Origin of the sequence: Streptomyces nymphaeiformis (assembly GCF_014203895.1) — a bacterium.
Classification (GTDB): domain Bacteria; phylum Actinomycetota; class Actinomycetes; order Streptomycetales; family Streptomycetaceae; genus Streptomyces; species Streptomyces nymphaeiformis.
In genome coordinates this window covers 882924-895854 of the sequence record NZ_JACHJY010000001.1, presented here as the reverse complement: position 1 = coordinate 895854, position 12931 = coordinate 882924, and the positions used below count along the sequence as shown (strand labels likewise).

The 12931-nt window shown below is 72.7% G+C and carries 13 protein-coding genes; 8 read left to right on the top strand and 5 right to left on the bottom strand.

The genetic code is table 11. The features are described from left to right. Positions 1–35: 35 nt before the first annotated feature. Positions 36–869 (bottom strand): SDR family NAD(P)-dependent oxidoreductase, encoded by an 834-nt coding sequence (locus tag GGE06_RS04005; RefSeq protein ID WP_184930028.1) that lies wholly within the window; start codon positions 867–869, stop codon positions 36–38. Further along, the gene (locus GGE06_RS04000; protein WP_184930027.1) at positions 869–1663 is read right to left on the bottom strand and encodes an SDR family NAD(P)-dependent oxidoreductase; all 795 of its coding nucleotides are present in this window, start codon (positions 1661–1663) and stop codon (positions 869–871) included. Before GGE06_RS04000 ends, GGE06_RS04005 begins: the two co-directional genes overlap by 1 nt. Before the next feature lie 118 nt (positions 1664–1781). Between GGE06_RS04000 and GGE06_RS03995 the strand changes: the two genes are divergently transcribed. Further along, positions 1782–2453 carry a TetR/AcrR family transcriptional regulator gene (locus tag GGE06_RS03995; RefSeq protein ID WP_312883023.1) on the top strand — a complete coding sequence of 224 codons (672 nt, stop codon included), beginning with the start codon at positions 1782–1784 and terminating at the stop codon, positions 2451–2453. Here the strand turns inward: GGE06_RS03995 and GGE06_RS03990 are convergent. Further along, positions 2442–2945 carry a GNAT family N-acetyltransferase gene (locus tag GGE06_RS03990; protein WP_116165581.1) on the bottom strand — a complete coding sequence of 168 codons (504 nt, stop codon included), beginning with the start codon at positions 2943–2945 and terminating at the stop codon, positions 2442–2444. The genes GGE06_RS03995 and GGE06_RS03990 overlap by 12 nt on opposite strands. Before the next feature lie 38 nt (positions 2946–2983). On the opposite strand from GGE06_RS03990, the gene GGE06_RS03985 reads away from it, so the two are divergent. Next, complete coding sequence (locus GGE06_RS03985; protein ID WP_116161374.1) at positions 2984–3904, top strand: TIGR01777 family oxidoreductase; 921 nt, start codon at positions 2984–2986, stop codon at positions 3902–3904. Positions 3905–4093: 189 nt separating this feature from the next. Then, positions 4094–5455, top strand: coding sequence for an NAD(P)/FAD-dependent oxidoreductase (locus GGE06_RS03980; protein ID WP_116161373.1), 1362 nt, complete (start codon positions 4094–4096; stop codon positions 5453–5455). Between the two features lie 317 nt (positions 5456–5772). Here GGE06_RS03980 and GGE06_RS03975 read toward each other — a convergent pair whose 3' ends face one another. Next, on the bottom strand, positions 5773–7257 hold the full coding sequence (locus GGE06_RS03975) for an NsdA family TPR-like regulatory protein (protein WP_116161372.1): 1485 nt from the start codon (positions 7255–7257) through the stop codon (positions 5773–5775). A gap of 287 nt (positions 7258–7544) precedes the next feature. Between GGE06_RS03975 and lipB the strand changes: the two genes are divergently transcribed. From lipB to GGE06_RS03955, 4 genes are all read left to right on the top strand, one after another. Then, the gene (lipB, locus tag GGE06_RS03970) at positions 7545–8342 is read left to right on the top strand and encodes a lipoyl(octanoyl) transferase LipB (protein WP_116165580.1); all 798 of its coding nucleotides are present in this window, start codon (positions 7545–7547) and stop codon (positions 8340–8342) included. Positions 8343–8446: 104 nt separating this feature from the next. After that, positions 8447–9415 (top strand): lipoyl synthase, encoded by a 969-nt coding sequence (gene lipA / locus GGE06_RS03965; RefSeq protein ID WP_116161371.1) that lies wholly within the window; start codon positions 8447–8449, stop codon positions 9413–9415. 274 nt (positions 9416–9689) lie between these two features. Further along, complete coding sequence (locus GGE06_RS03960) at positions 9690–9905, top strand: SCO2195 family GlnR-regulated protein (protein WP_116161370.1); 216 nt, start codon at positions 9690–9692, stop codon at positions 9903–9905. Between the two features lie 10 nt (positions 9906–9915). Further along, positions 9916–10620: a DUF4191 domain-containing protein gene (locus GGE06_RS03955; protein WP_116161369.1), complete on the top strand. Its 705-nt coding sequence runs from the start codon at positions 9916–9918 to the stop codon at positions 10618–10620. Between the two features lie 62 nt (positions 10621–10682). Here the strand turns inward: GGE06_RS03955 and GGE06_RS03950 are convergent, their stop codons facing one another. Next, positions 10683–11150: an RDD family protein gene (locus tag GGE06_RS03950; protein WP_116161368.1), complete on the bottom strand. Its 468-nt coding sequence runs from the start codon at positions 11148–11150 to the stop codon at positions 10683–10685. 222 nt (positions 11151–11372) lie between these two features. Between GGE06_RS03950 and glnA the strand changes: the two genes are divergently transcribed. Beyond that, positions 11373–12797, top strand: a complete 1425-nt coding sequence (gene glnA / locus GGE06_RS03945; RefSeq protein WP_116161367.1) for a type I glutamate--ammonia ligase — start codon at positions 11373–11375, stop codon at positions 12795–12797. Positions 12798–12931: the final 134 nt, after the last annotated feature.

Genomic DNA, 12931 nt, shown 5'->3' with positions numbered 1-12931 from the left:
GGATCCCGGGGGGCGGACCCCGGGATCCGTACGTGTCAGCCCAGCTGGAGCCGGGGGTTCTCCTGGCCGAGGATCATGTCCGTCCTCGGCTGGAGCGCCGGGAAGAGCTGCTCGGGCTGCGGGATCGCCCAGTACTTCCCCTCGGCGATCATCTCGAAGACCCGCTCGGCGTGCTCCTCGGGCGTGAGCCCGTGCTCGTCGGCCATCGCCTGCAGCTGGTCGTTGAAGGCGGCGATCTCCGGCGGGGCGGTCTCCCCGGGGCGGGCGGCCTTGAAGATCTCGCTCTTGACCGAGCCGGGGGTCACGACGGACACCTGGATCGGGGCGCCCTTCATCTGCATCTCGTAGTGCAGCGACTCGGTGAGGGCGAGCGTGCCGAACTTGGTGACGCTGTACGGCGCCATCAGCGGGCTCGGCAGCATGCCGCCGATCGAGGAGACGTTGACGACCCACGCCTTCTCGCCGCGCTCCAGCATGCGCGGGACGAAGGCCCGGATGCCGTTGACGTATCCGCCGATGTTGATCCGGAGCATGGCGTCCCAGCGCTCGGCCGGGATCTCCCAGGAGTAGCCCATGGCCATGATCCCGGCGTTGTTGACCAGCAGGTCGACGGCGCCGTGGCGGGTGTACGCGGTGTCGGCGAGGGCCTCGACCGAGGCGGGGTCGGCGACGTCGGTGACGACGGCGGTGACCTCGGCCCCGGTGGCGGACAGCTCGCCGGCGAACTCGGCGAGGCGGTCGGCGGCGATGTCGGCGAGGACCAGCTTCATGCCGAGCCCGGCGGCGTGCCGGGCGAGGCCGGCGCCGATGCCGGAGGACGCTCCCGTGATGACGGCGGTGCGACCGCGGAAGACCTCGGCGACGGTCATCAGAAGTGGGTCCCGCCGTCGATGCGGACCTCGGTGCCGGTGATGAACCGGCCGTCCTCGGAGGCGAGCATCGCGACGACGCCGGCGACGGTCTCGGGGCCGGCGAAGCCCTGGCCGAGGGCCGGGGCGAGCTTGGTGAAGAGGGACCAGTCGGTGTCCTCGGGCAGGCCGGGGCCCTGGGACTGCCTGGAGGCGCCGGAGCCGTCGGTCATGCCGGAGGAGATGGAGCCGGGCTGGACGGCGGTGAAGCGGATGCCCTGCTTGGAGTACTCGGCGGCGAGCGCGTGGGTCATGGACTGGATGCCGCCCTTGCTGGCCGCGTAGGCCGCCATGTAGGGGTGGGCGAACATCGCGGAGGTGGAGGAGAAGTTCACGACGGCGGAGTCGTCGCCCTCCAGGAGCGCCGGGATCGCCTCGCGGATCATCAGGAAGGTGCCGGTGAGGTTGATCCGGACGACCTGCTCGAAGGAGTCGAGGGTGGTCTCGTGGGTGTGCGAGGAGCGGAGGATGCCGGCGGCGTTGACCAGCACGTCCAGGCCGCCGAGCGCCTCGACGGCGGCGGCGACGCCCTCGCGTACGGAGGTCTCGTCGCCGATGTTCACGACGAGCGTGGTGAGGCGGTCGGCGGCGTCGCCGGCCTTGGCGACGGTGTCCTTGAGGCCGTCCTCGCTGATGTCGGCGGCGACGACCCGGCCGCCCTCGGCGAGCATGCGCAGGACGGTGGCCTGGCCGATGCCGGAGCCGCCGCCGGTGATGAGGGCGCGGCGTCCTTCGTAACGAGTCAGCTGGTTCATGTCGACAACCTCTCGATGTCAAGCTTTCCGGGGGTACCGACACCGTACGCCTGAGTGGCACGTTTTGCCACACTTGCACGTCATGCATCTTCGACAGCCGCAGGCGTACGCTTCGTGGGTGAGCACCAAGCCCGTGGGCGCCACGCCCCCCACCCCCTCGCTCCCCTCGCTGACGGAGCGCCGCAAGGCCGCCACCCAGCTGGACATCGCCCGCGCCGCCGCCGAGCTCTTCACCGAGCGCGGCCCCGACGGCACCACGGCCGAGGAGATCGCCCAGCGGTCCGGCGTCGCCCTGCGCACCTTCTACCGCTACTTCCGGTCCAAGCAGGACGCCGTCGCCCCGCTCCTCTCCGGCGGAGCCGACCGCTGGCGGGCCCTCCTCGCCGCGACCGAACCGGGCGCCGGCGTGCCCGAGGCCCTGGAGCGCTCGATCGCCGCGTCGCTCACCCCTGCGAGCGCGGCCGACACGGAGGGCCTGCGCTGGACGCGCGGACTCCTGCGGGCCGCCGCCGAGGACCCCGCCCTCCGGGCCGTCTGGTACCGGGTCAACCAGGAGTCCGAGGAGCGGCTGCGCGAGGTCGTCGCCGGGCTCGCCGGACCGGACGCCGACCCGCTGGAGGTGCGCCTCGCGGCGGCGGCGGCCACCGACGCGATCCGGATCGCCCTGGAGAGCTGGGCGGAGACGGACGCGCCGGAGCACGGAGACGGCGCACCGGCCGCCCTCGCGGTCCGCTGCCTGCGCGAACTCATGGGCGGGATGCGGCTGTTGCGGGACGCGTCAGGCGAGTAGCGAGCGGCCCATCAGGACGTCGTCCACGTACGCCCCGTCGAGGAACATCTCCCCCGGCAGCACGCCCTCGACCCGGAAGCCCTCGGAGGCGTAGAGCGCGCGGGCCGGCGCGTTGTGCCCGAGGACCCGCAGGGTGATCCGGACGGCGCCCTCCTCCCGGGCCCGGTCCATCGCGGCCCGCAGCAGCGCCCGGGCGACGCCCTTGCCCCGGGCGGACCCGGCGACGGCGAGGCCCTGGACCTGGCGGACGTGCGCGGTGGCGGCGAGCGGGGTCGGCGGCACCACCCGGACGTACCCGACGACCGCCCCGCCGGCCACCGCCACGAGGTAGTGCTCCGGCACGTGCCGCTCGTCGAAGAAGGGCGCGCCCGGCTCCGGGGCGGGCAGCACGGCGTGGAGGGTCGACCAGGTGGCCCGGTCGAGCTCCGAGAGCGCGGCGTCGTCGTCCTGCACGGCGGTGCGTATGCGTATCTGCGTCTCCGGCACGATCATGACGGCCACTGTGCCACGCACCCGCCGGGGAGGGCAGGATGGTGACCATGCAGCGTTCCGCCACCCGCAAGCGCGTCGCCGTCACCGGCGCCTCCGGACTCATCGGCTCGGCCCTGGTCCGCTCCCTGCGCGCCGACGGCCACGACGTCCTCCGCCTCGTCCGCCGCCCGGCCCGTACCGCCGACGAGGTCGAATGGGACCCGAAGCGGCTGTACGTGGACGCCGCCGGGCTCGTCGGCGTCGACGCCGTCGTGCACCTGGCGGGCGCCGGCGTCGGCGAGCGCCGCTGGAACGAGGCGTACAAGAAGGAGATCCGGGACAGCCGGGTCCTCGGCACGACGGCGATCGCCCAGGCGCTCGCCTCCCTCGCCGCCCCGCCGGAGGCGCTGGTCTGCGGCACGGCACTCGGCTGGTACGGGGACACCGGCACCCGCGCGGTGGACGAGAGCGCCCCCGCCGGCACGGGCTTCCTGCCCTCGGTCTGCGTGGAGTGGGAGGCCGCGGCCGCCCCCGCCGAAGAGGCCGGCATCCGCGTCACCTACGCCCGCACCGGCCTGGTCGTGGCCCGTGAGGGCGGCGCCTGGGGCCGGCTCTTCCCCGTCTTCCGCGCGGGGCTCGGCGGGCGGATGGGCGACGGCCGGCAGTACTGGTCGTACATCTCCCTCCACGACGAGGTCGCCGCCCTGCGCCACCTCGTCGACACCCCGTCCCTCTCGGGCCCGGTGAACCTGACGGCCCCCGACCCCGTCACCAACCGCGAGGTGACGGCGGCGATGGGCCGGGTCCTGCACCGCCCGACGCTCTTCACCGTGCCGGCGCCCGCCCTGAAGGCCGTCCTCGGCGACTTCGCGGCGGACGTGCTGGGCAGTCAGCGGGTGCTGCCGGGGCGCCTGTTGGAGACCGGTTTCGACTTCGCCTTCCCGACGATCGACGACTCGATCCGCGCGGCGCTGCGGTAACCCGGGCCCCTGCGCTCCCCCGTGCTGCGTGCACCCCGCCGCGCGCGGGCCGACTTCCCGCCCGGCGCTGCCTAGGCTCGACGCCCACTGTCGAGGCCCAGCGTTCGATACGAACGCGAACTTGGGCATTCCGGGGGCCCGTTGGGGGCATAAGGCCTCCCACCGGCGCGCCGACCTGGGGAGGGGCACGTGCTCAGTACCGCAAGTAGCGCACAGCACAGGGACGTCGTGGAGGCCGTCGACGTCGTCATCGTAGGAGCCGGGATCGCGGGGCTCGCGGCCGCGCACCGGCTGACCGGCGCCGGGCTCGCCGTCGCCGTCCTGGAGGCGGAACCGCGGGTCGGCGGCCGGCTGGCCACCGACCTCGTCGACGGATTCCGGCTCGACCGTACGGGCCCGCTGCCCACCCTCTCGTCCGAGGAACTCCGGGCCACGCCGGGGCTCGCCGGCCTTCCGCTGCGTCCGTTCGCCCCCGGGGTGCTCGTGCACAGCGACGGGCGGTACGCGCGGTGGGGCGTCCCGCACCCGCGGCGGACGCCCGGCCAGCGGGGCGGCGGGGTCCACCGTGGCGTGGGGGGAGCGTTCAGCGTGGCGCGCGCCCTCGCGAGCGCCCCCCGCAATCCGGCCGCCTCGCTCGACCAGGCGCGGCTCGGCGCCTCCCTCGTCCGGCTCGCCGCGACGCCGACCGCGCGGCTGCTCGCCCGGCCCGAGCGGACCGCCCGGGAGGCCCTGACCGCGAGGCTCCCCGCCCGCACGGTCCAGGGGGTGCTGCGGCCGCTGCTCGCCGCGCTCCTCGCCGACCCGGACCTCGGCACGTCCAGCCGTCAGGCGGACCTGGCGCTCCGCGCGTTCGCCCGGGGGCGGCCGGCCGTCCCCGAGGGCGGCTCGGCGGCGCTCCCCGAACGGCTCGCCGCCGCGCTGCCGCCGGGCACGGTCCGCACGGGGGTCCGGGTCACGGACGTGTCGGTCTCCCGGGTCACGACGGCCGACCACGGCGTCATCGGCTGTCGTTCCGTCCTGCTGGCCACGGGGGCGCGTACGGCGGCGTCCCTGCTGCCGGGGTTGCGGGTCCCCGCCTTCCACCCGGTCACGGTCCTGCACCACACGGCTCCCGTGGCGCCGTGTGCGGACCCCACCCTGCTCCTGGAGTCCGACCCCGGCGGGCCGGTCGCCCACACGGCGGTCATGAGCGCGGTCGACCCGTCCCGGGCCCCGGCCGGGCGGGCGCTCGTCACCTCCACGGTCCTCGGCACGCCGCCGGACGACACGGAGCGGCGGGTCCGCAAGCACCTCGCCACGTTGTACGGCACGTCGACGGACGACTGGGAGCTCCTCGCCCTCCACCACACCCCCGACGCGGTCCCCTCGATGCCGCCCCCGCACGACGCCCACCGCTCGGTCCGGCTCCTGGCGGGGCTGTACGTATGCGGCGACCACCGGGACGTGAGCACCCCCCAGGGCGCCCTCGCCTCGGCCCACCGAGCCACGAACGCCCTCCTGACGGACCTGAGGATCCCCCACCAGCCCCGGGCGGCAGACAACGCGGCCTGACCCCGCCGTTGTGGGCATGCGTTCCGCGCCCGCCGCCCGTTGTGGGCAATCGTTCCGCTGGGGCGGAACGGGTGGGCACAACGGACGGCGCCCTTGCCGGCGCCAGAGGCTCCCGCGCCCTGACCCGCACCCCGTTGTGCGCCGCCGCAGATGGTGCGGGTCCAGGCGCGGAACGCGGAGGCGCCGCTGAGGGCACCGTCCCGTGTGCCCACCCTCCCCCGAGCTCTCGGCTTCGCTCGAGCAGGGGGGACCCCCTCGCCCCTGCGGGACGATTGCCCACACGGGCGGGGCGCGGGCCCGCACGGGGGTGGGCGGTGTCAGCCCAGGGCCGCGACCCGGTCCCGGTACGTGCGGGCCGCCGCCGCGTCCCGGTACGGCTCCAGCCGGCGCTCGAAGTCCCGGACGTACTCGACCGCACGAGCCGACCGCATCTCCGACGCCTGCTGCGCCGCCTCCGCGCCCAGCGCGCACGCCTGGTCCAGTTCCCCCAGGGCCAGGCGGGAGGTGGCCAGGACGACCCGGCAGAAGAGGCGGCTGCGGGCGTAGCCGGGCGCCCGGAGCTGGAGGGCGCGTTCGGCGTGCTGCGCGGCGGGCCGGTACTGCTGGAGGTCCCGGTGGCAGTGCCCGAGCTCGTCGGCGAGCTGCGCCTCGTCGAAGTGGCGGGCCCAGTACGGGACCTCGTCGCCGGGCCGGGCCGCTTCCAGGGCCCGTTCCGCGCGGACGAGGGACGCGCTGCAGGCCCGCGCCTCGCCGAGGACCGCGTGGCCCCGCGCCTCGACGGCGTGGAGCATCGCCTGGACGACGGGCGGCGCGGCGGGGCCGACGCCCTGCTGGGCGACCCGGGCGAGCTGCACGGCCTCCCGGCCGTGGCCGAGGTAGACGGCCTGGCAGCTCATGGTGAGGAGCACGTACGAGCCGTAGGCCCGGTCCCCGGCGGCCTGGGCGAGACGCAGCGCCTGGACGAAGTACCGCTGGGCGAGCCCGTGGGCGGCGATGTCGTACGAGGTCCAGCCGGCGAGCCGGGTGAGGTCGGCGGCGGCGGCGAAGAGGCGGCGGCCGGTGGACTCCCCGTACGTGCCGCGCAGCATGGGCTCGGCCTCGTGCTCCAGGTAGCGGACGAGGGCCTGGCGGGCGTGGCCTCCGCCGTAGGCGTGGTCGAGGGTGCGGAAGAGCTCGCCGACGGAGCGGAGGGCGGCGATGTCGCCGCTGGAGACCCGCTGGCCGGGGCCCCGGTCCGTACCGCGCTGGCGGGGGACGGAGAAGCGGCCCTGGGGCGGGACCCGGGGGTCCTGCGGGGGCACCCCGGCGGGCGCCGCGGAGGCGCGGGGCGCGGCGGGGGCGGGCTCGCCGCGGGCGACCCGGTCGTCGGCGCGGCCGATGAGCCAGTCGCGGCTGGGGACGACGAGGCCGGCCGGGGTGAAGGCGATCTTGCGGAGTTCGGCGTGGCTGCCGGAGTCCTTGCGCCACAGGCCGCTGACGATGTCGACGGCCTCCTCGGGGGTGGCGGCGAACTCCAGGCCCGCGTAGACGGGCGCGCAGGCGTCGAGGCCGAGGTCCTGGGCGGAGAGGCGGCGGCCGAGGCGGCGGGTGAAGACCTCGGCGATGAGGGCGGGGGTGGTGCCGCGCGGCTGCTGTCCGCGGAGCCAGCGGGTCACGGAGGTCTTGTCGTACCGCAGGTCGAGGCCGTGTTCCAGACCGAGCTGGTCGACCCGTCTGGCGAGCCCCGCGTTGGAGAAGCCGGCTTCGGCGATGAGCGCGGCGAGCTGGCGGTTCGGGATGCGCTGCGGTGGTCGTTCCGTCATCAGCTGTGCGGTCTCCTGCCTTCCGGGTCCGGGCGGCAGCCCCGTCGGACCCTCATGGAACGGCGTGAATTTAGCGGTCTCCACGGCCCGTACCGCCACCTTCGCCCCACATTCATCCGATCGTGTGAGGATTGACGGCATCGCTGACGTAGGCGCCCCCGTCCACCTGCCGGAGGGGTGTCCCCGGCGCCGCCGTACAGTGGCATGGGCGCGAATGACGCATGGTGCCGAGCCGGCCCGGGATGATCCCCGGTCCCCGTCCGCGGCACCCAGGAGGAGGCATGGCCGTGAGTGAGCTGCGATTCGTCCGCCTTGGGTTCGGCGGGGAAGCCGTCGACTACCAGGTGGCCTGGGACAAGCAGCGCGAGGTGCACGCCGCGCGGTTCGCCGACGAGATCGACGACACCTGCCTGCTGGTGGAGCATCCGCCGGTCTACACGGCCGGCCGGCGCACGCAGGAGAGCGAGCGGCCGCTGGACGGGACGCCGGTGGTGGACGTGGACCGCGGCGGCAAGATCACCTGGCACGGTCCGGGCCAGCTGGTCGGCTATCCGATCATGAAGCTGCCCCGCCCGGTGGACGTCGTCGCGCACGTGCGCCGCCTGGAGGAGGCCCTGATCCGTACGGCCGCCGAGTTCGGCGTGGAGACGACGCGGGTCGAGGGCCGCAGCGGCGTCTGGGTCCTCGGCGACCCCGTCGAGCAGCGGCCGTCGTTCGGCGGGCTGTCCCTGGACTTCGACCCGCGCCTCACGGACGAGGAGTTCGACCCGCGCCTGAACGGCCCCGAGTACGCCCCGTCCAACGCCGGCCAGCGCCGCGAGGACCGGAAGCTCGCCGCGATCGGCATCCGGGTCGCCAAGGGCGTCACCATGCACGGCTTCGCGCTCAACGTGAACCCGGACAACACCTGGTTCGACCGGATCATCCCGTGCGGCATCCGGGACGCCGGCGTGGCCTCGCTCGCGAACGAGCTGGGCCGGGACCTCACGATCGAGGAGGTGCTCCCGGTCGTCGAGAAGCACCTGCGGGACGTGCTGGAGAACGCGGACCTCAAGCCGCGTGAGGTGGAACGGGCCTCGGCCTGAGGAATGCCGGGCTCTGGCCACAGGTTGGCCACGCGTAGAGCAAGGCATGGAAGCAACGGGCGTACCCTGGTGTGCGCCGAAGAATCGAAGCTACAGGAGCCGATGTGTCCGCAGTCGCCCCCGACGGACGCAAGATGCTGCGCCTGGAGGTCCGGAACGCCCAGACCCCCATCGAGCGCAAGCCCGAGTGGATCAAGACCCGCGCGAAGATGGGTCCGGAGTACACGAAGATGCAGGGCCTCGTGAAGAGCGAGGGCCTGCACACGGTCTGCCAGGAGGCGGGCTGTCCCAACATCTTCGAGTGCTGGGAGGACCGCGAGGCGACCTTCCTCATCGGCGGTGACCAGTGCACCCGGCGCTGCGACTTCTGCCAGATCGACACGGGCAAGCCCGAGGCGCTCGACCGCGACGAGCCCCGCCGCGTCGGCGAGTCGGTCGTCACGATGGACCTGAACTACGCCACCATCACGGGCGTCGCGCGCGACGACCTGGAGGACGGCGGTGCCTGGCTGTACGCCGAGACCGTGCGCCAGATCCACCAGCAGACGGCGGAGCGCGCCGAGGGCCGCACCAAGGTCGAGCTGCTCGCCCCCGACTTCAACGCGGTGCCGGAGCTCCTCAAGGAGGTCTTCGACTCCCGCCCCGAGGTCTTCGCGCACAACGTCGAGACCGTCCCGCGGATCTTCAAGCGGATCCGTCCGGGCTTCCGCTACGAGCGCTCCCTGGACGTCATCACCCAGGCCCGCGACTACGGTCTGGTCACGAAGTCCAACCTGATCCTCGGCATGGGCGAGACCCGCGAGGAGATCAGCGAGGCGCTGCGGCAGCTGCACGACGCGGGCTGCGAGCTCATCACGATCACGCAGTACCTGCGCCCGTCGGTCCGGCACCACCCCGTGGAGCGCTGGGTGAAGCCGCAGGAGTTCGTGGAGCTCAAGGAGGAAGCCGACGCGATCGGCTTCTCCGGCGTGATGTCGGGCCCGCTGGTCCGCTCCTCGTACCGCGCGGGCCGGCTGTACCAGCAGGCGATCGAGAAGCGCGGCGCGGTCGACAACGCGACGCAGGCGGTCTGAGTCCGTCCCGGGACCGTGTGAATCCGAGCACAAGCAGTTACCGGCCAGTAGAGGCCACATTCGGCGCGGCCCGTACGCCTCCGCAGCTCAGCGGGGGCGTACGGGCCGCTTCGGCGTCCGCGGGGTCCTCCACATGGCCGCATCAACGTTTCATCAGTGTTTGACCACCGGGTCACGCCCTGGTAACACCGATCTGTGAGCCTGGTTTCACTCACCGCCACCACTCGCTCACACCCCCCACCTCGTCTCACCCGCAATCGAGGGAGGACCCCGCATGCCGGCCGCATCGACGCATGTCCGCGTCAGCGCGATCCCGTCCGTCACCGACGCCCTGAAGGCCGTGGAGGCCCTGCTCCTGGGCGCCGGCCAGCGCACCGCGCGGCGCAACGCCTGGAACTCCGTCCTGGAGGACCGCCGCCGCGCCAAGGACCGGGTGGAGGCCCAGCACGTGATGGAGGTCGCGTCGGGCCGGGCTTCCCGGGCCACGTAAACTTCAGGACATGGCGAGGAAGGCAAACACGAGCAGCGCTGACGCTGCGAACCCCGGGCGACTGAAGCAGATCGCCCTCACGTACCAGATGACCCGGAAGGCCGACCCGAAGGTCGGTCTCGTCGTCGCGGGCGTGGGCATCGGCGTACTCGGTGTCCTCCTCGCGATCGGCTTCCTCATCGGTCATCCGGTCTACCTGGGCATCCTGGGCTTCGTCCTGGGTCTGCTCGCGGCGGCCATCGTCTTCGGGCGGCGTGCCGAGCGCGCGGCCTTCGGGCAGATGGAGGGCCAGCCGGGCGCTGCCGCGGCGGTGCTGCAGAACGTCGGGCGCGGCTGGACGACGACCCCCGCGGTCGCGATGAACCGCAGCCAGGACGTCGTGCACCGCGCGGTCGGCCGGGCGGGCATCGTCCTGGTGGCCGAGGGCAACCCGAACCGGGTGAAGACCCTGCTGGCGGCCGAGAAGAAGCGGATGAGCCGCGTCGTGGTGGACGTGCCGGTGCACGACATCATCGTCGGCGACGGCGAGGGCCAGGTGCCGCTGAAGAAGATCCGTACGACCATGCTCAAGATGCCCCGCGTGCTCACGGGCCCGCAGGTGACCGCGGCCAACGACCGGCTGCGGGCGATGGGCGACCTCATGAGCAACATGCCGCTGCCGAAGGGTCCGATGCCGAAGGGCATGCGGATGCCGCGCGGCGGAAAGACGCGCTGACACCCGACCTGACGAGAAAGGCCCCGGACCGTGCGGTCCGGGGCCTTTCTCGTATCCGTGTTTCAGATGCGGACCTGGACGGCCGCGGAGAGGCGGTCGTGGAGGCCGCGGCCGTCGCGGTCCCAGATGAGGGCCGGGATGGCGAGGCAGACGAGCAGGGAGCGGATCAGCACGCGGAACAGGCCGAGGCGGCCGCCGTTCGCGGAGACGACGCGCAGGCCGAAGAGCCGCTTGCCGGGCGTCGAGCCGACGGTGCCGACCGTCAGGACGCTCAGGACGAACAGGATGAGGAGCGCCCAGTTGCCCGTGGCCTGGTTGTAGCCGTGGGTGATCAGGCCGTATGCGATCAGCATGCAGAGGGCCCAGTCGACGGCGAGGGCGCCGAGGCGCCGCCCGGGGCGGGCGATCGAGCCGGGGCCGGCCTCGGGCAGCCCGAGCTGCTCGCCGCGGTAGCCGAAGTCGACGCCTGCGTCCTCGGCCGCCGCGCGGGGTCCGGAGAGCCAAGATCCGAGTGCTTGCCTGTTGTCCACCCGACCACGGTACTGTGCCCGTTTTTGATCACTTCGGCCCGGGTGCGGGTACGGCGCCGGAGAGGCGGAACAGCAGCCGGGCCGGTTAACTTCGACGAAACAATTGGGTCATGCTTGAGAAATCCCGTCTGCCTATGGTCGGGTCCAGCGTGTGCCACCGCACTGGCCGCATGACCGAGCTGCAACCCCGCCCCTCCCCGGGCCGGGAGTAGGAGGAGTTGGATGTCCCAGAACAACGGGTTCCAGAACGCCGACGAGGTCCAGAAGTTCATCAAGGACAACGACGTCAAGATGGTCGACGTCCGGTTCTGTGACCTTCCGGGCGTGATGCAGCACTTCACGATCCCCGCGACGGCGTTCGACCCGTCCGAGGAGCTCGCCTTCGACGGCTCGTCGATCCGCGGTTTCCAGGCCATCCACGAGTCCGACATGGCGCTCCGCGCCGACCTGTCGACGGCCCGCGTGGACCCCTTCCGCCGCGACAAGACGCTGAACATCAACTTCTTCATCCACGACCCGATCACGGGCGAGGCCTACAGCCGCGACCCGCGGAACATCGCGAAGAAGGCCGAGGCGTACCTCGCCTCCACCGGCATCGCCGACACCGCCTACTTCGGTCCCGAGGCCGAGTTCTACGTCTTCGACTCGGTCCGCTTCGAGACCTCCGCGAACCAGGGCTTCTACCACATCGACTCCGAGGCCGGCGCCTGGAACACCGGTGCGGAGGAGAACAACCGCGGCTACAAGGTCCGCTACAAGGGCGGCTACTTCCCGGCCCCGCCGGTCGACCACTTCGCCGACCTGCGCTCGGAGATGTCCCTGGAGCTGGAGAACGTCGGCCTGCAGGTCGAGCGCCAGCACCACGAGGTCGGCACCGCCGGCCAGGCCGAGATCAACTACAAGTTCAACACGCTGCTGGCCTCGGCCGACGACCTGATGCTGTTCAAGTACATCATCAAGAACGTCGCCTGGCGGAACGGCAAGACCGCGACCTTCATGCCGAAGCCGATCTTCGGCGACAACGGCTCGGGCATGCACGTCCACCAGTCGCTGTGGGCGAACGGCGAGCCGCTGTTCTACGACGAGACGGGTTACGCGGGCCTCTCGGACACCGCCCGCTACTACATCGGCGGCATCCTCAAGCACGCCCCGTCGCTGCTCGCCTTCACCAACCCGACGGTGAACTCGTACCACCGCCTGGTCCCGGGCTTCGAGGCCCCGGTCAACATGGTGTACTCGCAGCGCAACCGCTCCGCCGCCATGCGCATCCCGATCACGGGCTCGAACCCGAAGGCCAAGCGCGTCGAGTTCCGCGCGCCGGACCCGTCCTCGAACCCGTACCTCGCCTTCTCGGCGCTGCTCCTCGCGGGCCTCGACGGCATCAAGAACAAGATCGAGCCGGCGGAGCCGATCGACAAGGACCTGTACGAGCTCGCTCCCGAGGAGCACGCGAACGTCCAGCAGGTCCCGACCAACCTGGAGGCCGTCCTCAACGCCCTCGAGGCCGACAACGAGTACCTCCAGGCCGGCGGCGTCTTCACCGCGGACCTCATCGAGACCTGGATCGACTACAAGCGCACCAACGAGATCGCCCCGATCCAGCTGCGCCCGCACCCGCACGAGTTCGAGCTCTACTTCGACCTCTAAATCGAAGCCGCTCGTCTGACGAGGCCCGTCGCCCCCTTCGAGGGGGCGGCGGGCCTCGTCGTTTCCGGCCAAGATCACGGAGGTGTGAACAGCTGACGAACTATCGCCCGTACCCGTGGGTAGAGGGTTCACTC